Consider the following 19,996-nt stretch of genomic DNA (forward strand, 5'->3'; position numbering starts at 1 on the left):
CCTCGTCCCATTGAGCGTACTTCCGGGGGCTGCGCCCCCAACAGCGTCGACGCCCGGCCCCGGGACGCCCGGGCGGGGGGGGGCGCGGGCCCCCAGGGGCGGCCCGCCGCCGCCGTGCGAGGCACGTCTTTGCGGCGCGTCTTCGTCACTGCCGCGGGTGAGCGGCGAAGAACTCCCACATCAGTTGCGAGGCCTTGATCTCCTGGGTGATCGTGCCCAGGGCGGACAGGTCCACGCCCGTGCCCGGCCAGGTGTGCCCGCCGGCGTCCACCGTGTACAACGCCACCTCGGCACCGCCTTCACAGGAGCCGTACCGGGTCAGGGACACGTGGTCGCCGACCTTCTCGGTGGTTGGCTCGGCGGCGCAGCCGTTCAACTGCGCCCAGCCGCTCGCGGCCGCCTCGACCTTGTAGCCCCAGCGGGGATCGTCATTGCCGTCATAGGGGTTGACTACGTCGTCGGTACCGTGGAAGGTCACCACGGAGACCGGCTGCGCCGGGGTGCAGGTAGAAGGATCGAGCCTGGTCGAATCATCGGCCGCCGCCCTGCCCGCTCGCAGTCCCGCTACGGGTGCGATGGCGGCGATCAGATCGGGGCGCTCGCATGCCAGGGCACTGGCCATGCGCCCGCCCCCGGAGTAACCGGTCGCATATACGCTGTCGGTATCGACGCAGGCCTGCTCAGTCAGGGTGTCGATTACGGCGGCCAGGTAGGCGACGTCGTCGCGGGCGTCGTCCGCGGGGTACTCGCCTGCGGTTGTGGGCACGCCGGGCACATTCCACGCCCAGTTGCCGTCGGGCAGTGGATTATCTGTGTCTAGGGCGATCGCGGCGGTCGGCTGGGCGACGATGAAGCCGGTATCGGCGGCGTCGGCCACCGCATCCAGACCACTGATCTCGGCCTGGGACACGCCGTTCGAATTGGAGCCGTGCAGGTCCAGTACGAGGGGCAGAGATGTGGCGGGGTCGGCGCCGTCGGGCACATGCACGCGGACCGGGTAGGTCTGGCCTTCGAAGGAGACCTCCACGGTCTGGGTACCCGACAGGGCGCGGCTGCATGGTGGCTTCGCTGTGGCGGGATCGGACGATCCGGCGGGTCCTGAAGAGGAGGAGTTCGCGCATCCGGTGACGGATGCAGCCGACAAGAGGGCGGCCGTGACAATGAGGGAGACGAGGCGAGGCCCGCCCCTGGGGACGGACGGCCTCGGCGATGGCGCAGTGAAGAACACAGACGACTCCTCAGGGAGGTAGAAGTGATTGAAGTAACAGGATGCTAGCAGGTGCGGGAGTGGTACGTGGCGGATGTATGTGCCCGATGCCACCGGGGCGGGGGAGAGCCCGGCCTGCTGCGGCTGATATGGTTGCTCGGCCGTAGATCGGCCGCGGATGTGTCATGCCCGGGAGAACCAGCCCCGGCGCTCCGCGCAACGAGAAACAGGAGTCATCGTGTCGATTTCCCCCGAACGCAAGCAGGAGCTCATCGCCGAGTACGCCACCCACGAGGGCGACACCGGCTCCCCGGAGGTCCAGGTCGCCATCCTGTCCGAGCGGATCTCCAACCTCACCGAGCACTTCAAGTCCCACGCGCACGACCACCACTCGCGTCGCGGCCTGTACCTGCTGATCGGTAAGCGCCGCCGCCTGCTGGACTACCTCGAGCGTGAGGACATTGGGCGCTACCGCTCCCTGATCGCCCGCCTCGGCATCCGTCGCTGAGCGGACGCATTTGAACTGACCGGGCCCGGGCCTCCACTGTGGAGACCGGGCCCGGTGCGTGGTGGTTATCCGGCCATGCGTTGCCGGATTCTGGGCGAATTCATCTCGCACCTACTTGCACGGAACCCGTACGGACCTCCAAAACACGTGACTTTGAGGGGAACTCGTGGTACGAGACGCAGCGCGGTGGGTGACTCATGCCGATAACTCGTTGCCGCAGGGAGCGCCGCTGCCTACCGATCGGCATCGGCGCGCTCGGGACGGCTTACAGCAGCGAGCGGTACAGCGCCTCGATGTCCTCGCGGGTGGCCGGGCGGGGGTTGCCGGGTGTGCACACGTCGGCGAAGGCGTCCTCGGTGAGTGCGGCGATCCCGGACTCGTCCACGCCCACCTCGCTGATGCGGGTGGGGTTGCCCAGGTCGCGGGTCAGCTGAGCGACGGCGTCGACGGCGGCCTGGCGCGCCTGCTCCAGCGGCAGGGTCTGGGCATCGGCCACCCCGAAGGCCTCGGCGATGTCGCGGTACTTCTCTCCGGTGTACTCGGCGTTGAAGGCCATGATCGGGGCCAGCAGGATGCCGTTGGCCACCCCGTGCGGGGCGTTGTAGCGCCCGCCCAGCGGGTGCGCCATGCCGTGTACCAGCCCCAGGCCCACGTTGGAATAGGCCATACCGTTGATGTAGGCGGCCAGCCCCATCTGCTCCACCGCGTCGGCGTCACCGTCGGCGGCCCGGCGTAGGTTCTTGGCGATCATCTGGATGGAGCGCAGGCACAGGGCATCGGACAGCTCCCAGGCACCGGGGGTGATGTAGCCCTCGATGGCGTGGGTGAGGGCGTCCAGGCCGGTGGCGACCTTCAATCCGCGGGGCATGCCGTCCATGAGGTCGGGGTCCACCACGGCGATCACCGGGATGTCGTGCGGGTCGACGCATACGAACTTCCGCTGGTTGGCGGTATCGGTGATGACGTAGTTGATGGTGGTCTCCGAGGCGGTGCCCGCGGTGGTGGGCACCCCGATGATGGGCGTGCCCGGGTGCTTGGTGGGGGAGACTCCCTCCAGACTGAGCACGTCCTCGAACTCGGGGTTGGTGGCGATCACCGAGATCGCCTTGCAGGTGTCCTGGGGGCTGCCGCCGCCCAGGCCGATGAGGATGTCGGCGCCCGAGGCCCGGAAGGCGGCCAGACCCGCCTGCACCTTGTCCACCGGCGGGTTGGGGACCACGTCGGAGAAGATCTCCCAGGCAATGCCGGCGCCGTCGAGCAGATCGGTGATGCGGGCGGCGGTGCCATTGTCAGCCAGGACCGGATCGGTGACGATAAAGGCCTTGCGCAGGCCGCGGGCAGTGATTTCGGTGGGGATGTTGGCAATGGCGCCGCGTCCGAAGTAGCCGGTCTGGTTGAAGATCATCCGGTACGTCATGAGTGTGCTCCCTTGGTTCTAGCTCGCGGTGTCGTGCGGGTGGCGGATCCGCCATGGATCCAACTCACTTTTGAAACGATTTCATGAGGTCGTCCTCAAGGGGAAGGTCCGAAGGTCCCGGGACCGCCGGGCGCGTTCTATTTCACGTTGGAAGGCATCTACGCCGCACCCGTCCGAGCGGCGGGAAAGGTAGGATCTAGCCGTCCGTCTTCGAATCCAAGGGCCGAGCCGGGCGTTTTCGGGGTGCCGACTAAGGTTCCGCCGATCACGCCGTCCCGGATCTGATCCCCGGGGGAGCCCGTGTCGCGGTAAGCGGACGGCGCCGGGTGCGGCGTCGTCGGCTCGGCCTATGGCCATGGGGGAGCGGAACCGGCGGTCGGGAGGTACTCGACAGCCGGACGGCACGGCCCGTCGGTTTTCGGTGGTGGCCTCCGGACCAGCGTGCGCGCCGCTCCGTGGGCCTCGATCGAAGGCCACGGCCGGCCATACGATCGACATAGAAAGAGACACGCAACATATGTTCCTTGACGACCCCGAGGTCACGGCCGCCGAGGCCGTGATCGACAACGGTCCCTTCGGCAAGCGCGTGGTCCGCTTCGAGACCGGGCGCCTGGCCAAGCAGGCCGCCGGCAGCGCGATGGCCTACCTCGACGGAGAGACCACCGTCCTGTCGGCCACCACCGTGGGCAAGCACCCCAAGGACCAGTTCGACTTCTTCCCGCTCACTGTTGACGTGGAGGAGCGCCAGTACGCCGCCGGCCGCATCCCCGGTTCCTTCTTCCGTCGTGAGGGGCGCGCCGGTACCTCCGCGATTCTCGCCTGCCGCCTGATTGACCGTCCGCTGCGCCCCTCCTTCGTTAAGGGGCTGCGCAACGAGGTGCAGGTGGTGGAGACCGTGCTGTCCATCCACCCCGACGACGCCTACGACGTGCTGGCCATCAATGCGGCCTCCATGTCCACCCAGATCGCGGGTCTGCCCTTCGCCGGCCCGGTGGCGGGCACCCGCCTGGCCCTCATTGACGGCCATTGGGTTGCCTTCCCCCGCTACTCCGAGCTTGAGCGCGCCACCTTCAACATGGTGGTGGCCGGGCGCGTGCTCGAGGACGGCGACGTCGCCATCATGATGGTAGAGGCCGGCGCCACCGAGAACGCCTGGGACCTGATCGCCGCCGGGGGCACCGCGCCCACGGAGACGGTTGTCGCCGAGGCCCTGGAGGCCGCCAAGCCGCACATCAAGGTCCTGTGCGAGGCGCAGCTGGAGGTCGCCAAGCACGCCTCCAAGCCCACCGCCGACTTCCCGCTCTATCTGGACTACACCGACGAGCAGTACGACGCCGTCGAGAAGGCTGCCGAGGCTCATGACCTGGCCGCTGCCATTGCCACCGAGGGCAAGCAGGCCCGTGACGAGGCCACCGACGCCGTGCGCGAGAAGGTGCTGGCGGACCTGGCCGAGGCCTATCCGGCCGAGGAGGACGCCAAGGCCCTTAAGGCCGCCTTCCGCTCAGTGACCAAGAAGATCGTGCGCCACCGCACCCTCACCGAGGGTGTGCGCATGGACGGCCGGGGCCTGAAGGACATCCGGACCCTGGCCGCCGAGGTCGAGGTGCTGCCCCGCGTGCACGGTTCGGCGATCTTCGAACGCGGCGAGACCCAGATCATGGGCGTGACCACTTTGAACATGCTGCGCATGGAGCAGCAGATCGATGACCTGTCGCCGCTCAAGCACAAGCGCTACATGCACCAGTACGTCTTCCCGCCCTTCTCCACCGGCGAGACCGGCCGCGTCGGTGCTCCCAAGCGCCGCGAGATCGGCCACGGCGCCCTGGCCGAGCGCGCCCTGGTTCCGGTGCTGCCCAGCCGGGACGACTTCCCGTACGCCATCCGCCAGGTCTCCGAGGCTCTCGGCTCCAACGGGTCGACCTCCATGGGTTCGGTGTGCGCCTCGACTCTGTCGCTGCTCAACGCCGGTGTGCCGCTGCGCGCTCCGGTGGCCGGTATCGCCATGGGACTGATGCACGAGGAAATCGACGGCGAGACCAAGTGGGCCACGCTCACCGACATCCTCGGCAGCGAGGACGCCTTCGGCGATATGGACTTCAAGGTCGCCGGCACCAGGGACTTCATCACCGCCCTGCAGCTGGACACGAAACTCGACGGTCTGCCCTCCGACGTGCTGGCCGGTGCGCTGGCCCAGGCCCGCGACGCCCGCCTGTTCATCCTGGATGTGCTCGCCCAGGCGATCGACACTCCCGACGAGATGGCCCCCACCGCGCCGCGCGTGCTGACGGTACACATCCCGGTGGACAAGATCGGTGAGGTCATCGGCCCCAAGGGCAAGATGATCAACCAGATCCAGGAGGACACCGGTGCCGAGCTGACAGTCGAGGACGACGGCACCATCTACATCGGCGCCTCCGACGGCCCCTCGGCCGAGGCCGCTCGTGACGCCGTAAACGCCATCGCCAACCCGCAGATGCCGGAGATCGGCGAGCGCTTCGTCGGTACGGTCGTGAAGACCACCACCTTTGGCGCCTTCGTGTCGCTGACCCCCGGCAAGGACGGCCTGCTGCACGTCTCCCAGATCCGTCGATTGGTGGGCGGCAAGCGCGTGGAGAACGTCGAGGATGTCCTCAACGTGGGCGACAAGGTCGAGGTCGAACTGGCCGAGATCGACCAGCGGGGCAAGCTCAGCCTGAATGCCGTTCTTACCGAGGAACAGCTGGCCGCCGAGGCTGAGAACCGCGCCCACCGCGAGGAGGCGCGCGGCGACGGTGAGCGCAGGCCCCGCCGCCGCCGTGAGCGCACCGACTATGAGGGTGAGCGCCGGGAGCGTCGCCCGCGCCGCCGCCGCATGCGTACCGTGGAGTCCGCCGAGGAGGAGTGAGACCCGGTCACGCCGGATGTCATTGACAGGGGCCGGGCTCCGTGCGATCACGACGATCAGCCGGGGCCCGGCCTCCTTTCTCCCACCGAGATCGGTAGAAGTTACGTGCCGAGGTCGGTCGTAATGGTGGCGCGTCGCCTGGCGGTGGGCAGGGCGTGTCTGAGATCGGCGGGAATGACGTGCCGAGGTTGGTCGTCTAGGCTCGTGCGGTGATCACTCCCGCCCCGACCGGCCCCGAAACCAGCTTCGCAGAAGCCGCCCTCAACCGCGCACCCGCCGGCGCCCCCGACACCGAGCTGCGCCTCGTTGACGACGGCGCCACCATCCGCCGCTCGATCCTGCCCGGCGGGGTGCGGGTGATCACCGAGCAGGTGCCCGCGCTGCGCTCGGCGTCGGTGGGCATGTGGTTCGGCGTCGGCAGCCGCGATGAGCGTTCCGGCCAGGAGGGCTCCACTCACTTCCTGGAGCACTTACTGTTCAAGGGCACGGCCACGCGCAGCGCCCACGACATCGCCGAGGCCTTCGACATGATCGGCGGAGAGTCCAACGCCGCCACCTCCAAGGAGCACACCTTCTACTACGCCCGCGTCCTCGGCCCCGACGGCTTGACTGCGCTGGACGTGCTCGCCGACATGGTGACCTCATCCCGGCTGGACCCGGATGAGGTGGAGACCGAGCGCGGGGTGATCATCTCTGAACTGGCCGAGGCAGCCGACGACCCCGCCGAGATCGCCCAGGAGGCCTTCGTCCGCGCCGCCTTCGGAGACGACACCCCACTGGGACGTCCCATCGGCGGCACCTACGAGACGGTCTCGGCCGTGCCCCGCGACGCCGTATGGGAGCACTACCAGCGCACCTACGCCTCCGACGCTCTGGTGGTCGCAGCCGCCGGCGCTGTCGACCATGACGAGTTCTGTGCGCGTGTCACCGCCGATCTGGACGCCGCCGGCTGGGATACGGCCGGCAGCGTCGCTCCCCGGCCGCGCCGCTTCGAGACCGAGCCCGTGGCGGAGCTGACGGTTCACGACATCACCGTGAACCGGGAGGCCGAGCAGTGCCATGTCTACCTAGCCTGCCAGGGCATCCCGGCCCTGGATGAGCGCCGCTGGGCGATGAGCGTGCTCACCACGATCCTCGGTGGCGGCATGTCCTCACGTCTGTTCCAGGAGATCCGTGACAACCGCGGCCTGGCCTACGCCACCTACGCCTTCGACACCCCCTACGTGGGCGCGGGTGCCTTCGGGATGTATGCCGGTTGCGCCCCCGGCGACGTCGATGAGGTGCTGGCCGTCATGGCCGGTGAGTTCGAGTCGCTGGCCGCCGACGGTATCACCGCGCGCGAGCTGGAGCGTGCCCGCGGCCAGATCCGCGGTTCCATGGTGCTAGGGGGAGAGGACTCGCTGTCCCGCATGGGGCGCCTGGGGCGCGCCGAGGTCGTCACTGGTCGCCTGCGCTCCATGGAGGAGAACCTGCGCCGCCTGGACGCGGTCACCGCCGACGACGTGCGCGTCCTGGCGGCCCAGCTCGCCGCCCAGGAGCGCTGCCGCGTAGTCGTTGGGCCGGGCGCCTGAGTGGGCTCAGCCTTGCGTCTGTCTCCTCCGGAGCCGCTGGGGTTGAAACATGGCAAAGGCGAAGAAGAGCACAGCGCCGACAACCCATGCCCCGACTGCGCCCGAGGGATGAGTGAGGGCAACCGCGATCATGACTCCCAGTGCCACGGCGGCAATCGCCTTCAGGGCTTGCAGGCCGGTGGCGACTGCGAGTGCCGTGCTTATGGCGGAGATTGCGACGGCGATCGTCACCGCTCGTTGCGGGGTATCCCAGTTCAGATGGACGAGAACCCCGCTCAGGGCGGCGATGGCGGCGAAAGACAGCGATGACACGGCGCTCGGCCTGCGTGCGATCTGCCGATCCGTGCGCGACCGGTCCTGGAATGCGCTGGATGACGGGTCATGGCCGAGCTGCGACATGGAGGCTTCCTTGAATGTGAGGTGTGACACACATATTAATCCGCCGACCGTGCGGCAGTCAACGCCCCGACGAGGCTCAGGGCGGGTGCCCCGAGGCGCGGGGATTGAGGGTGTGGTGTCAGAGGTGTGGGCCTGCAAGGCGGCGCGGGGAGGTGCTGGGGTCGCGGGGAGCGTACGGCGTGGGGTGCTGGGAGTGTGGGGCCGTGGGAGATGGCGTTGGGTACGCCTCTTCGGCGTCTACTACGCTACTTCGACGTCTGTTGAAGGGTCCAGAGCCCTTCAATAGACACCTAACCGGCGTAGTAGAGCACGAACCGGCGTAGTAGACGACCCCGGCCACGGGCCCGAAAACGCTGCCGGTCCCGCAACCCACGTATCCGCGCGAACAGGGCCGGGCCCTGACCCCCAGACTGTGTCATCGCTGGTTGGGATGCCCGTATGAGTATTGCTGTTGCCGTTGTCAGCGCCGTGGGGCGCATGGGGTCCACCGTCTGCCAGACCGTCGAGGACGCCGACGGGCTCGCATTTGTCGCCCGTCTCCACGCGGCGCCACCCACACTTACCGCTTTACCGAATATGTGCTGGACGACGTGCTCCGGCTCTCCGGCAGGAATCGGCTGGCCGGACTGAAGCGGGCCGTCGCCGGGCATGTCCTCCAGCAGGCCGAGCTGGTTTGCGTGGATGGCTCAGCCGTCGATGCCACGAGGAGGTGAGGGCGTGCAATGATCTCGCTGAGTGAGGTGAGTAAGGATTACGGCGGTGTACGTGGGCTGTCTTCTGTCTCTTTCGAGGTGCCTGACGGAGTTGTTGCGTGCTTAGTTGGTGCGAACGGTGCTGGCAAGACGACGGCGCTGAAGGCGATCGGCGGGCTTGTGCGTCCTGATGGAGGCGAGGTCCGGGTTGGCGGCGGCGCACCGGGGAGGTCGCCATACCCGCTGGGACGCCTGGGGCTGGTTCTGGGAGCAGACCACTGGGTGGGCTCCCGAACGGGGTTCCAGTGCCTCATGGGTATTGCCCGCACCAGCGGCATTCCGGAGGTCCGCGTGCGCCGGTGTCTGGAGGAGACAGGCATAGCCGCAGTCGGGGACCGCAAGGTCAGGACTTACTCTCTGGGGATGCGCCAGCGTCTGTCGTTGGCGGCGGCGATGGTGGGCCAGCCGCAGAACGTGGTCCTGGACGAGCCCTTCAACGGTCTCGACCCCGAGGGAGTTCGGTGGCTGCGCTCCTTGCTGCGAAGGCTGGCCGATGAGGGCAGGGCTGTACTGGTCTCCTCCCACCTGCTTGGAGAGGTCGAGGACATTGCGGATCGCGTCGTCGTTCTCAAGGAGGGCAGGGTGCTCGCCCAGGCTCCCGTTGACCAGGTGCGGCGCCCCGGCGGAGTCATCGTTCGCGCCGATGATCCCGCCCAGGCTGTCGCCCTGGCACGCTCGCGGAACTGGCAGGTGAAGGCCGCGGAACGACCGGGTGAGAGCGAGGGGGCGGTACTCATAGACGCGGGTATCGAGGAGGTGCAGAGGGCCTTCTTCGATGAGGGGATCTTCTTCACTGAGATGCGCGAAGCGAAACGATCCCTTGAGAGCTGGTTCTTTCACGTGCTGGAAGGAGAGCAGGAACCATGACCGGTGATCGCGCTGCTCAGCAGGTGGTGACTTGGCGCCGGGTCCTGGTCAGCGAGTTCGGCAAGGCGGCGAGGGCGCGTTCGGTCCAGGTCCTGATCGCCCTCGAGCTCTGTCTTGTCGTCTTCTTCTCCGCCGTGGTCGGAGTCCCTGGGGTTCAGGCCGCGTTACTGCCAGCCGGACTGGCGGGTGTGGTGACCGCTGGTGCTGACTACTCTTCCGGTGCCATTATGTCCACAGTGGTGGCGGTAGGTAGGCGTACCAGGCTGTTCTGGGCGCAGCTGGTCAGTGCCGCAGTGGTTACGGCCCTTCCCGCGCTGGTGCTCATGCTGGGGCTCGTTCTGACGACCAGGCCCTACGTGGACTACCGCGGTGTTCCGTTCGACCTGGCTGCTTCTCTGGAGACCGTCATTCGTGCGGCGCTGGTGCTGGCCTTAGTCGCGGCTGCAGGTGCCCTGGTGGCGATGGGGACGCGCTCGGTAGCGACCGCTGTTATGACTCTGGCACTGGGTGTGGGGGCGGCCCAGATGCTGGCCATGCTGGTTCCGGCCCTGCTAACGCTGGGTTCCTGGACGGTGCAGCTTCCCGACTGGGTGCACGTGGTAAATGCCCAACGCGGTCATTGCCAGGCTGCAGGGTGTAGCCGCGTTGCCTGCCTCATCGTGGCTGGAGCAGCCAGTGGCCACGGTGCTGCTGGCCGTGGCCTGGTGTCTGCCCCTATTCCTGTGGGGACACCGCAGACTGACCAGAGGCGACTTCTAGATGTGGCCGCCTCGTGGCGACAGGCTGCTAGGGTGCCCGCATGAGTATTGCTGTTGCCGTTGTCGGTGCCGCGGGGCGCATGGGGTCCACCGTCTGCCAGGCCGTCGAGGACGCCGATGGGCTCGCGCTCGTCGCCCGCCTCGACGTCGGCGATGAGCTCACCGCCGCGAACCTGGCCGGCGCCCAGGTGGCCGTCGACTTCACCCACCCCTCGGTCACCGAGGACAACGTTCACGCCCTGATCGACGCCGGAGTTGACGTGGTGGTCGGCACCACTGGCTGGACGGATGAGGCCTATGAGCGTGTGCGCGAGCACCTGGCCCGGCCCGAGGCGGCCGGCCGCAGCGTCATCATCGCCCCGAACTTCGCCCTGTCCGCGGTGCTGACCATGTCCTTCGCCGCGAAGGCCGCCCGCTACTTCGAGTCCGCCGAGGTCATCGAGCTGCACCACCCCAACAAGGTTGACGCCCCCTCCGGCACCGCCATCGCCACCGCCCGCGGCATTGCCGCCGCCCGCGCCGAGGCCGGGCTGGGTCCGGCGCCCGACGCCACCGAGACCGACCCGGACGGCGCCCGCGGCGCCGTGGTCGACGGCGTGCACGTGCACGCCGTGCGTTTACGCGGACTCACCGCCCACGAGGAGGTCGTGCTCGGCAACCCAGGCGAGCAGCTGACCATCCGCACCGACTCCTTCGACCGCGCCAGCTTCATGCCGGGCGTGGTGCTGGCCGTGCGCGAGGTCGGCGGGCGTGAGGGCCTGACCATCGGTCTGGATCAGCTGCTCGACCTCTGACGCCGGCACGTCCGGCTCCGGGTTCGCTGGTTACGTGGCATGCGGCAGCCGGTGCCGGGCGTGAAGACGTTCGGACGGCCGCAGGTGCTTACAGGACGGCGGCCCAGCAGTCCTCGATGACGCCCTGCCCGACGGGCAGCTCCCGGAACGAGCCCGTGCGGGTCAGCCCGGCGCCGTGCAGGAACCCGGCCAAGGACTCGTCCCCGCGCACCGCCCACGCCAGCAGTACGCCGGCCCCTTGGGCGCGCGCCTGATCCGTGGCCGCGGCCAGCAGCCGGGAGCCGTGCCCGCGGCGCTGCTGGCCCGGGGCGACACCGAGGGCCGTGATCTCCAGGCCGCGCTCGGCCGCGTTCACGTCGGCGTCGTCGGCCTCCCCGGCGGCATCCGTGCCCTCGGGGGAGGGAGCGACGCCGACTAGCCCCACCACTTCTCCACCCTCACCGACGGCCACAAGTACGCGGTGGGCCGGAGACGGCGGGCTCAGCACCGCCTGCTCCCAACCGGCAGCGATCACCGGCGGCGCCACCATCGCCTCCACGCCCGCCGGCAGCGGCGCATCGTGGGCGGCCGTGTATGCGGCTCGGAGCGAAGCCAGCATGGTGGCGGCATGCACTTGCCCGATCGCCTCCAGGTCCGAGGCGGTGGCCTCGCGCACGAAGCCGGCGGCGGTGGGGGAGGAGGAAACAGATGGTGCGCCGAGCGTGTCGTCGGGGAGGCTGACATCAGTCATGTGCCCGAGCCTATGCGCCGATGCGGGGCGAAGCCGCCTCCGCCCCGTGCGCTCGCCCGCTGCGGCCGTAGACGCCCCGGCTCCGGCTGCTCACTTTGCGACCGCCCCCGCCGCCGGGGCGGCAATACCGTTACGCTGTTCACTATGAGCACTCTCCCCAGCCGCTCCTTCGGCTCCGTCGGCGTAGCCATGGTCACCCCCTTCACCCCGGAGGGGGAGATCGATGTTGAAGCCGCCCAGAGCCTGGCCGTCTCCCTGGTCGATGACGGTGCCGACATGATCCTGCTGGCAGGCACCACGGGTGAGGCCCCCACCACCCACCTGCCGGAGAAGCAGACCCTGCTGCGGGAGGTGAAGGACGCGCTCGCCGGCCGGGCCATGCTCATTGCCGGCGCCGGATCCAATGACACCGCCCATGCGGTGCGCATCGGAGTGGGCTCCCAGGAGGCCGGCGCGCAGGGGCTGCTCATCAACGCCCCCTACTACAATCGCCCCAGCCAGGAGGGCGTCTACCAGCACATCATGGCGGTGGTTGAGGCCACCGACCTGCCGGTCATGGTCTACGACATTCCCGGCCGCACCGGCGTGAAGATCACCGACGATACCCTCGCCCGCCTGGCCGAGCATGAGCGGGTGCTCGCGGTCAAGGACGCCACCGGCGACGTCGAGCAGGGCTTCGAGCGCATGGAGGCCACCGGCCTGGAGTACTACTCCGGCGATGACGGGCTGAACTTCGCCTGGCTCACCCATGGCGCCAGCGGCGTCGTCTCCGTGGTCGCCCACGCCGACGCCCACTCCTGGCGGGAGATGATCCGCGAGGTCGACGCCGGTGACCTGCCCGGCGCCCGCGCCGTCGCCCAGCGCATGCGCCCGTTGGTGCGCGCCATCATGGGCGGTGGCCAGGGTGCGGTGATGGCCAAGGAGGCACTCGCGTTGCAGGGGCGCCTGCCCAGTGCCACCGTGCGCCTGCCCCTGGTACGTGCCACCGCCGCCGAGGTCGCTGCTCTGCGCGATAGCCTCGAGGCCGCCGGGCTGCTGTGAGCCCGGGCGCCTCCGGTCCCCACTGGCCCTGGGCAGCCTGCCCCACTCAGGCGCCGTCGCGAACTTCAAGAGAACGAACTCCTCCTTAGGGAGGGCACTCGCATCATCCTAAGGGACGATGCGGCAACCTATGTGTGAAGTGAATAATGTCACCATGAGTTGCGGGTCTAACCTAGGTAATCATCCTCGTTCGTCACTGCGCTCCTATGTGTCTCTGATTGTCTGATCCGCTGAGTCAAGTTATGTCTTCCGTGTCTCGTGATTCTTCTAGGCTGTCGGGTGAGCATCTGCGGCTGCTTTCTGAGGCACTCACGGTTGAGGGCGTGAAATACCGCTATACGCCGTCCGGGCCGTGGGTGCTTGGCGGTGTGGACCTGAGTGTGCGGGCAGGTGAGCGGGTGGCGGTAATGGGACCGTCGGGTTCGGGAAAGTCGACGTTGCTATTGTGCGCCGCGGGTCTACTGCGGGCAGGAATGGGACGGGTTTCCTTGGATGGGGTGGACATTATGGCCGCCTCAGAGAAGGAGTTGACGGCGTTGCGGCGCGATCGGCTGGCGTTCGTGTTCCAGGATTTGAATCTGGTGGAGTCGTTGACGGCGGCACAGAACGTTGCGCTGCCAGGACTCCTGGGTGGACGCCCCCGTAATGACGGGGAAGTGGCGAAGGCATTGGAGAGCGTGGGGCTGACCGGCCTGGAGGGACGGCTGCCGGGACGACTATCCGGGGGACAACGTCAACGGGTGGCGGTTGCTAGAGCATTGGCCTCGCACCCGGCGATGGTATTCGCGGATGAGCCCACTGGCGCCTTGGATGTGCGTGCAGGTCGGGCAGTCCTCGAACAGTTGGATCTGCTGGCAGGAGCAGGCGCCGGCCTTTTGGTGGTCACGCATGATCCGCGAGTGGCGGCTTGGGCCGACCGGGTCGTCTGGCTTGTTGACGGGCAAGTCAGCGGTCAAGTCACCGGGGCCGACGCCAGTCAGATTGCCCAACGACTGGCGATCCTCCAAAACGAAGCCGAGCAGAACGGTACAGCGAGCTACGCCGATCAGGTCCGGCCATGAACCGTGCAGATAGGAACCATCAGCCGCAGAAGAACTCCGAAAGGGACGACGCTGCGAGATCTTCCTCAAATCGCTGGGGAACCCGGCGGAATTCAACGCAGCAAAGGACCTTTGGCCGTCAAGCTGGCGTGCGCACATGGGTTGGTCGCTCAAGGAACCGGTGGGTTGTCGCGTTCGCGATGCTGCGAGAACACCGGGCCTCCTACATGGGTGTAGGCGCGGTCGTGTTGGTCACCTCGGTGCTGGTCGGTTCGGAGGCGCTGTTGTTCCAGGCTTCGCGCCTGTCAGCGGTCGAAGTGTCGGCCATGAGTCCGCCGCAGGCGGTGTTCTTCCTGGGGCGGATCTATTCCGGCCACTTGACGGCAATAGGACAGCTGGCCATCGTAGGGATGGCTGGAGTGATACTCGTGGCTCAGGCGATGAGCGTTGCCGTGCAGGGGCGCCGACGTGAATTGGCGCTGCTTCGTCTGGCCGGTGCGACTTCATGGCGAATACGTCGCATGATCGCCCGGGAGGCCTTCCTTTTGGGACTGGGCTGCTCAAGCCTCGGTGCCCTGGTCTCCATCCTCGGATTGCGGGCATTGGCTCGTCTGCTCGCCTCGCAGGACAACTGGGCCGAAGACTACATTCCGAGGATCACGGCGTCCGGCCTGCTGCTCACTGTGGCGGTGATGACGGTGGTGACAACCGCCGGTGCCCTGATTGGGGCGCGAGGCGCGGCGCGAACCCCTGCGCTAGAGGCAGCACGCGAGTCGTCGACGGTCATGCGGGGAGTGGGGCGCGTCCGTTGGGCCGCGACCGCCATCTGTGCCGCGCTGGTGGTTTGGATTTGGGTAGCTGGCCCCGCGCACTTGCCCTGGGATGCCGACGATGGCGTTGCCCTATGGATCGGTGCCGCCGTCGCCGTGGGGCTGTGTGCACTCGCGCCCGCCCTGGTGGACATCGCGGTGCGGGTTTTCTGTCTACCGCTGCAGGCACTAGATCCGGGTGCGAGCCTGACCGCATGGGCACACACGCGTATGTCCGCTCGCCGGGCTGCGGCGGTCGTCGTACCCGTGGTTGCCGTGGTGACCCTAGCGACTGTTCCCGTGATGGCTTCTAGCCTCGGCTCCGGTCGGGATTACCAGGACGATTACGCTTTGCCCGGCCAAGTTGACGTCACCCTCCACCAGGAATCAGAGCAACTCGACCCCGAGCTTGAGACCGCCTGGGAGAACACTGTTGCGTCGCGTGAGGCGGCAACTGCTGTGCGCGCCAAGACTAGCGCGCGCTCTTGGATGGTGGCACCTGCTGAACAAACACCCGCCCAGATCATTGAACGGGCGCGCAGAGAATCGTTTCCTATGGGAACACTGTCCACTTACCAGGTCACCGTGACCACCGCGAGCGACCCGGGCGCATTGATTACTGCCGCGGGCCTCCACCTGGTGGAGGGTAATGCGGAAGATGTCCACGGCACGGACGTCGCGGTGCGTGCGGACCGGATCCGCGAGGACGGAAGTTCCTACCAGTTGGGTGATTCGCTTACTCTGCTCGGTAACAACGGCGACGAGACGAGACTGCGGGTGGTGGCTCGGTTCGATAATTCCGGCTATCCACTGATTACTTCCTTGGTTGCGGATGAGAACGTGTTGTCCGCAGCGACCGGGGATCCGGTCACTGAGGACTGGTTCTTAACCGCTTTTTCCGGCGGACAAGATGAACTACTTCAGACCCTGAGCCGGACCGCACCCGCAACCGCTACTGTAACGACTGGTCAAGGATGGACCGACAACATCGTTGCTGCGGAGACCAAACGTGGCGCATCCAATGACGCGACCATGACGGGCGGAATTTGTCTCTTAGCGACCGGGGTCATGGTGCAACAGGTTTTTGCCCTGATCCGCTCTCGGTGCCGCGAGAGCCGGCTTCTGCATCGTACCGGCGCCTCCCGTTCCACCGTGCTGCGCAGCGCACTCGCACAGACCGCAGGCCTGCAACTGCTCGGTCTCGCAATAGCTGGCGTTTCCATCGCCGTGACATGGGTCTGGCTCGCTCAGGCACTGGTTCCCTACTACAGCGACTTGACGGTGCCACCCGCCGTACCGTGGGCGTTCTTGATTGCCAGTTCCATTGCCGCTCTCTTAGTGCCTCAGTTGACCGCTTTGGTAACCACATTGCGGTCCACGCGCTCTGCAGTCCCGGCCAGCGAAAGGGGCGCAAGAACGTAGCGAATAATCACGGCGATGGGAGCCCGATCCGGTATGGGTCTTCAGGCGCCGTCGACGCGGCTGAGGATCTGCTCGCGCACCACGCGGCGCAGGATCTTGCCGATCTGGGAGCGGGGCATCTCCTTGATGATCTCCAGGTGACGCGGCAGCGCGTAGTGGGGGAGCACCCGCTCGGCGTGGGCGCGCACCGACTCCAGGGTGACCGTGCCCGCGGGCGTGCCCGGCTCCAATACCACCGCCGCGCACACCAGCTCCCCATTCGCCCCGCCCGGCAGTCCTACGACGGCGACGTCCGCCACGCCCGCCATGGCCAAAATTGCCGCCTCCACCTGGGAGGGGTAGACGTTGAAGCCGCCGGAGAGGATCAGCTCGCGCCGCCGATCGGCCATCCACAGGAAGAAGTCGTCCCGACGCACCATGTCCCCGGTGCGCAGCCAGCCGCCGGGCAGCATCGCCGCCGCCGTCGCCTCCGGGTCGTCCCAGTAGCCGGCGAAGACCTGCGGGCCACGCACCAGCAGTTCGCCCGGCTCGCCATCGGGCACCTCCCGCTCGGGGTCCGGGGCGTCAGGGTCCACCACGCGCACGTCCGTGGATGCAAAAGGAAGGCCCAGCGCGCCCAGGCGGCGGCTGGGGCCCATGGGCGTGCCGGAGACGATCGGGCTGGTCTCGGTCATCCCGTAGCCCTCCACGAAGTATCCGCCGGTGGCGGCCTCCCACTCCGCTCCCACGGCCGGCGGCATCGGGGCCGCCCCGCACACGCCGTAGCGCAGCGTCTTCAGGGACACGCCCTTCTTCTGGGCGCCCCGCAGGATCCGCTCGAACATGACCGGCACCCCCACGAAGAACGTGAACGGGCGCCGCAGGTGGGCCTCGAGCACCTGGCTGACCGAGAACTTCGGCAGTATCACCTGCGTGGCCGCCTTCTGCACCGCGCAGAACACGTTGAAGGTCAGCCCGAAGGCGTGGAAGAAGGGCAGCAGAGCCAGGAAGGTCTCCCCGCCCTCGTGCAGCATCGGCACCCAGGCGATGGCCTGGTTCGCATTGGCGCGCAGGTTCTTGTGCGTGAGCATGGCGGCCTTGGGCATGCCGGTGGTGCCGCCCGTGTGCAGCAGCACGGCCACGTCATCGCCGCCCGGCTGGGGCCAGGACGCCTCCAGCCGCGGCGCGCGGGCCACCTCCCGGTCCCAGGAGCGCACGCCCGCCGGCAGCGATTCGGCCCGCATGGAGGCGCGGGTCTGGCGCGCCCTGGCCACGGGCAGGTGCAGGGCGGCGCGCAGCCTCGCGGGCATGGCGGCGGCCAGGTTAACGCTGAACACCGTGCGCCCACCCAGCGGGTCCGCCGCCGCATCCGCGCCGCCGCCGGCCGACGACGCCGGATCCAGCACCAACTCGACCCCCTTCTCCCAGGCAATCACCACCCGGGCGCCGTGGCGGGCCAACTGGCTGCGGATCTCCTGCGCGGGTGCGAGCGGATTGTGCTCCGCCACGATCGCCCCCAGTCGCAACGCCCCGTATATCGCCACCACATGCTGCGGACAGTTCGGCATGAGCAGGGCGACCCGATCCCCGGCCTTGACACCCGCCCGGCGCAGCACGTTCGCGGCACGCTCGGAGGCCTCGAGCAGCTCGCGGTAGGTCAGAGTCGCCCCCATGAAGTCCAGCGCTACCCGGTCGCCGTAGAACTCGGCGGCGGTGTCCAGCAACTCGCCCAGGGGTCCCTCCGGCACGTCGATGACGGCGGGGATATTCGGCTGGTAATGCGGGCGCCGGAAATGCTCGGCATCCTGGGCCGCGCTCATCGGACCTGCTCCCCGACGGCCTGGTCAGACTCGCCACGGCCGACCTCTCCCAGGCGCTCCACCAGGGCGGTGGCGGCAGACTGGGACACCGCCGCGGCCGCAGTCGCCGCACCCGCGGCCGCCTCTCGGGCGGCCAGCAGCTCCTCACGCACCACCCGACGCAGCACCTTGCCGATCTGGGAGCGGGGCATCTCCGTCAAAATGGCTATCTGGCGCGGCAGGGCGTAGTGGGACAGGGTCTTCTCCGCCCAGGTACGCACCTGCTCCAGTGTCACCGTCTGCCCCGCCTTGGGCAGGATCGCGGCCACCACGGACTCGTTGCCGGCCTCCGCCGGCAGCCCGACTACGGCCACATCCTCCACCTGCGGCATGGTGCGCACCGCCGCCTCCACCTCACTGGGGTAGATGTTGAAGCCGCCGGAGATGATCAGCTCTTTGCGGCGGTCGGCCATAACGTAGAAGCCGTCCTCCTCCTGGCGGACCAGGTCGCCGGTGCGCAGCCAGCCCCCCTCCAGCATGACGGCGGCGGTCTCCTCCGGGTTCTCCCAGTAGCCGGTGAATACCTGCGGGCCGCGCACCACCAACTCGCCGACCTGCCCCGGCTCCACCTCCGTCTCGGGATGGTCGGGGTCGATCACCCGCACGTCCGTGGACGGGTAGGGCACGCCCAGCGCACCGGGACGCCGCTCGGGGGAGATGGGGTTGCCCAGAATGATGGGGGCGGTCTCGGTCATGCCGTAGCCCTCAATGATGACACCGCCGGTGGCCGCCTCCCATGCTTCGGCCACCGTTTTGGGCGTGGGCGCCGCCCCGCACACGGCGATCTTGCAACTGGTCAGGTCCGCTCCGGTGGCCCGGGCGCGGGTGACAATGCGGTCGAACATGACCGGTACGCCCGGGAAGAAGGTCGCCGGCCTTCGCTTCCACGCGGCCAGCACCATGTCGGCGCTGAACTTGGGCAGCACCACCTGGGTGGCGGCCATGCCGACGGCGCACAGCAGCGACAGGCTCAGGCCGAAGGCGTGGAAGAACGGCAGCACGGAGTGGAAGGTCTCCTGGCCGTCCTCACAGGTCTGGGAGGCCCACGCCAGGCTCATCTCCGCGTTTGCACGCGCATTGGCGTGCGTGAGTTGCACCGCCTTGGGGATGCCGGTGGTACCGCCCGTGTACAGCAGCACGGCAAGATCACTGACCGCCGGCAGCGGATGCCCGTCCGGCAGGGGGGCGGCGGTGGCGACCAGATCGTCCCAGGAGTCCACTCCGGCCGGCACCTTTCCACGCAGTTCGCGGCGCTGAGAACGGGCGGCCGCCACTGGCAGTCTCAGCGCCAAGCGGCTCGTCCACGGCAGTCCCCGGGACAGGTCCACCGACAGTACTCGCGCCCCGCCCATGCCGGCGGCGTCTAAGGAGCCGGCCGCCTGCACGATGCGCGCCAGTGACTTCTCCCAGGCGATGATCACGCCTCCGTGATGCATCCGGATCTGCTCGCGGATCTGGGCTGCGGGCGCCAGCGGGTTGTGCTCGGCGACGACCGCGCCGATGCGCCAGGCGGCGTAGGCGATCACCACGTGCTGGGGACAGTTGGGCAGGATCACGCCGACGACGTCGCCGCGCCCCACGCCCAGTCGACGCAGCGCCTCTGCGGCGCGGGCCACCTGCTCGCTCAGCTGCCGATAGGCGGTCGTCTGCCCCATGAAGTCCACAGCGATGTGATCCGGGAAGCGGCGGGCCGCATCGGCGAGCATGCAGGACAGCGGTTCGGTGACGGGCGCAATGATGCTGGGGACACCGGGTGCGTAGTGCGGGCGCTGGAAGGCTTCCGAGGTGGCGTCGGAACGCGCCTGCCTGGCGGTGGCCTGCTTGAAGCCGGTCATCATTCCCCTTCCCCTATGTCCGCCCGCGTTCGGTGAGCTCGGGCGGAAAGACATGACCTACGCAACCGTAACCTACGGTCGCGTAGGTGCGCAGTCGCCTGCGGGATCCGTTGCGTGTGGTGTG

16 protein-coding genes are annotated in these 19,996 nt (G+C 68.2%); 10 read left to right on the forward strand and 6 right to left on the reverse strand.

The annotated features are described in order from the left end of the window. Positions 1-145: 145 nt before the first annotated feature. Positions 146-1,027 carry a PHB depolymerase family esterase gene (locus tag Q4A20_RS02800; protein WP_303120040.1) on the reverse strand — a complete coding sequence of 294 codons (882 nt, stop codon included), beginning with the start codon at positions 1,025-1,027 and terminating at the stop codon, positions 146-148. Positions 1,028-1,445: 418 nt separating this feature from the next. Here Q4A20_RS02800 and rpsO point away from each other — a divergent pair, with 418 nt between their 5' ends. Further along, entirely contained in the window at positions 1,446-1,715 is a 270-nt protein-coding gene (gene rpsO, locus Q4A20_RS02805) for a 30S ribosomal protein S15 (protein WP_303120042.1), read from the forward strand. Between the two features lie 265 nt (positions 1,716-1,980). Here the strand turns inward: rpsO and fucO are convergent, their stop codons facing one another. Continuing rightward, on the reverse strand, positions 1,981-3,132 hold the full coding sequence (gene fucO, locus Q4A20_RS02810; protein ID WP_303120044.1) for a lactaldehyde reductase: 1,152 nt from the start codon (positions 3,130-3,132) through the stop codon (positions 1,981-1,983). A gap of 517 nt (positions 3,133-3,649) precedes the next feature. Between fucO and Q4A20_RS02815 the strand changes: the two genes are divergently transcribed. Together Q4A20_RS02815 and Q4A20_RS02820 are read left to right on the forward strand one after the other, a co-directional pair. Then, complete coding sequence (locus Q4A20_RS02815) at positions 3,650-6,016, forward strand: polyribonucleotide nucleotidyltransferase (protein ID WP_303120047.1); 2,367 nt, start codon at positions 3,650-3,652, stop codon at positions 6,014-6,016. A 209-nt stretch (positions 6,017-6,225) separates the two neighbouring features. After that, entirely contained in the window at positions 6,226-7,587 is a 1,362-nt protein-coding gene (locus Q4A20_RS02820; protein WP_303120050.1) for a pitrilysin family protein, read from the forward strand. A gap of 6 nt (positions 7,588-7,593) precedes the next feature. Here the strand turns inward: Q4A20_RS02820 and Q4A20_RS02825 are convergent, their stop codons facing one another. Continuing rightward, positions 7,594-7,986, reverse strand: coding sequence for a hypothetical protein (locus Q4A20_RS02825; RefSeq protein ID WP_303120053.1), 393 nt, complete (start codon positions 7,984-7,986; stop codon positions 7,594-7,596). Positions 7,987-8,424: 438 nt separating this feature from the next. Between Q4A20_RS02825 and Q4A20_RS02830 the strand changes: the two genes are divergently transcribed. From Q4A20_RS02830 to dapB, 4 genes are all read left to right on the forward strand, one after another. Beyond that, a complete protein-coding gene (locus Q4A20_RS02830; protein ID WP_303120056.1) occupies positions 8,425-8,616 on the forward strand; it encodes a hypothetical protein in 192 nt (63 codons plus the stop codon). Between the two features lie 92 nt (positions 8,617-8,708). Further along, a complete protein-coding gene (locus Q4A20_RS02835) occupies positions 8,709-9,605 on the forward strand; it encodes an ATP-binding cassette domain-containing protein (protein ID WP_303120058.1) in 897 nt (298 codons plus the stop codon). After that, the gene (locus Q4A20_RS02840; RefSeq protein ID WP_303120060.1) at positions 9,602-10,408 is read left to right on the forward strand and encodes a hypothetical protein; all 807 of its coding nucleotides are present in this window, start codon (positions 9,602-9,604) and stop codon (positions 10,406-10,408) included. The genes Q4A20_RS02835 and Q4A20_RS02840 overlap by 4 nt, the downstream gene beginning before the upstream one ends. Beyond that, positions 10,405-11,157 carry a 4-hydroxy-tetrahydrodipicolinate reductase gene (dapB, locus tag Q4A20_RS02845; protein WP_303120063.1) on the forward strand — a complete coding sequence of 251 codons (753 nt, stop codon included), beginning with the start codon at positions 10,405-10,407 and terminating at the stop codon, positions 11,155-11,157. The genes Q4A20_RS02840 and dapB overlap by 4 nt, the downstream gene beginning before the upstream one ends. An 88-nt stretch (positions 11,158-11,245) precedes the next feature. Here the strand turns inward: dapB and Q4A20_RS02850 are convergent, their stop codons facing one another. Continuing rightward, entirely contained in the window at positions 11,246-11,887 is a 642-nt protein-coding gene (locus Q4A20_RS02850; RefSeq protein WP_303120066.1) for an N-acetyltransferase, read from the reverse strand. A gap of 144 nt (positions 11,888-12,031) precedes the next feature. On the opposite strand from Q4A20_RS02850, the gene dapA reads away from it, so the two are divergent. From dapA to Q4A20_RS02865, 3 genes are all read left to right on the forward strand, one after another. Then, entirely contained in the window at positions 12,032-12,928 is an 897-nt protein-coding gene (gene dapA, locus Q4A20_RS02855) for a 4-hydroxy-tetrahydrodipicolinate synthase (RefSeq protein ID WP_303120069.1), read from the forward strand. A 242-nt stretch (positions 12,929-13,170) separates the two neighbouring features. Continuing rightward, positions 13,171-13,989, forward strand: coding sequence for an ABC transporter ATP-binding protein (locus tag Q4A20_RS02860; RefSeq protein WP_303120071.1), 819 nt, complete (start codon positions 13,171-13,173; stop codon positions 13,987-13,989). A 179-nt stretch (positions 13,990-14,168) separates the two neighbouring features. Beyond that, positions 14,169-16,199: an FtsX-like permease family protein gene (locus Q4A20_RS02865; protein ID WP_303120073.1), complete on the forward strand. Its 2,031-nt coding sequence runs from the start codon at positions 14,169-14,171 to the stop codon at positions 16,197-16,199. A 41-nt stretch (positions 16,200-16,240) separates the two neighbouring features. On the opposite strand, the gene Q4A20_RS02870 is transcribed toward Q4A20_RS02865, so the two are convergent. Together Q4A20_RS02870 and Q4A20_RS02875 are read right to left on the reverse strand one after the other, a co-directional pair. Beyond that, positions 16,241-17,998 (reverse strand): AMP-binding protein, encoded by a 1,758-nt coding sequence (locus tag Q4A20_RS02870; RefSeq protein ID WP_303120076.1) that lies wholly within the window; start codon positions 17,996-17,998, stop codon positions 16,241-16,243. After that, positions 17,995-19,872 carry an AMP-binding protein gene (locus Q4A20_RS02875; protein WP_303120079.1) on the reverse strand — a complete coding sequence of 626 codons (1,878 nt, stop codon included), beginning with the start codon at positions 19,870-19,872 and terminating at the stop codon, positions 17,995-17,997. Before Q4A20_RS02875 ends, Q4A20_RS02870 begins: the two co-directional genes overlap by 4 nt. Positions 19,873-19,996 lie beyond the last annotated feature (124 nt).

It is taken from the genome of Actinomyces sp. (assembly GCF_030530635.1).
Taxonomy (GTDB): Bacteria; Actinomycetota; Actinomycetes; order Actinomycetales; family Actinomycetaceae; genus Actinomyces.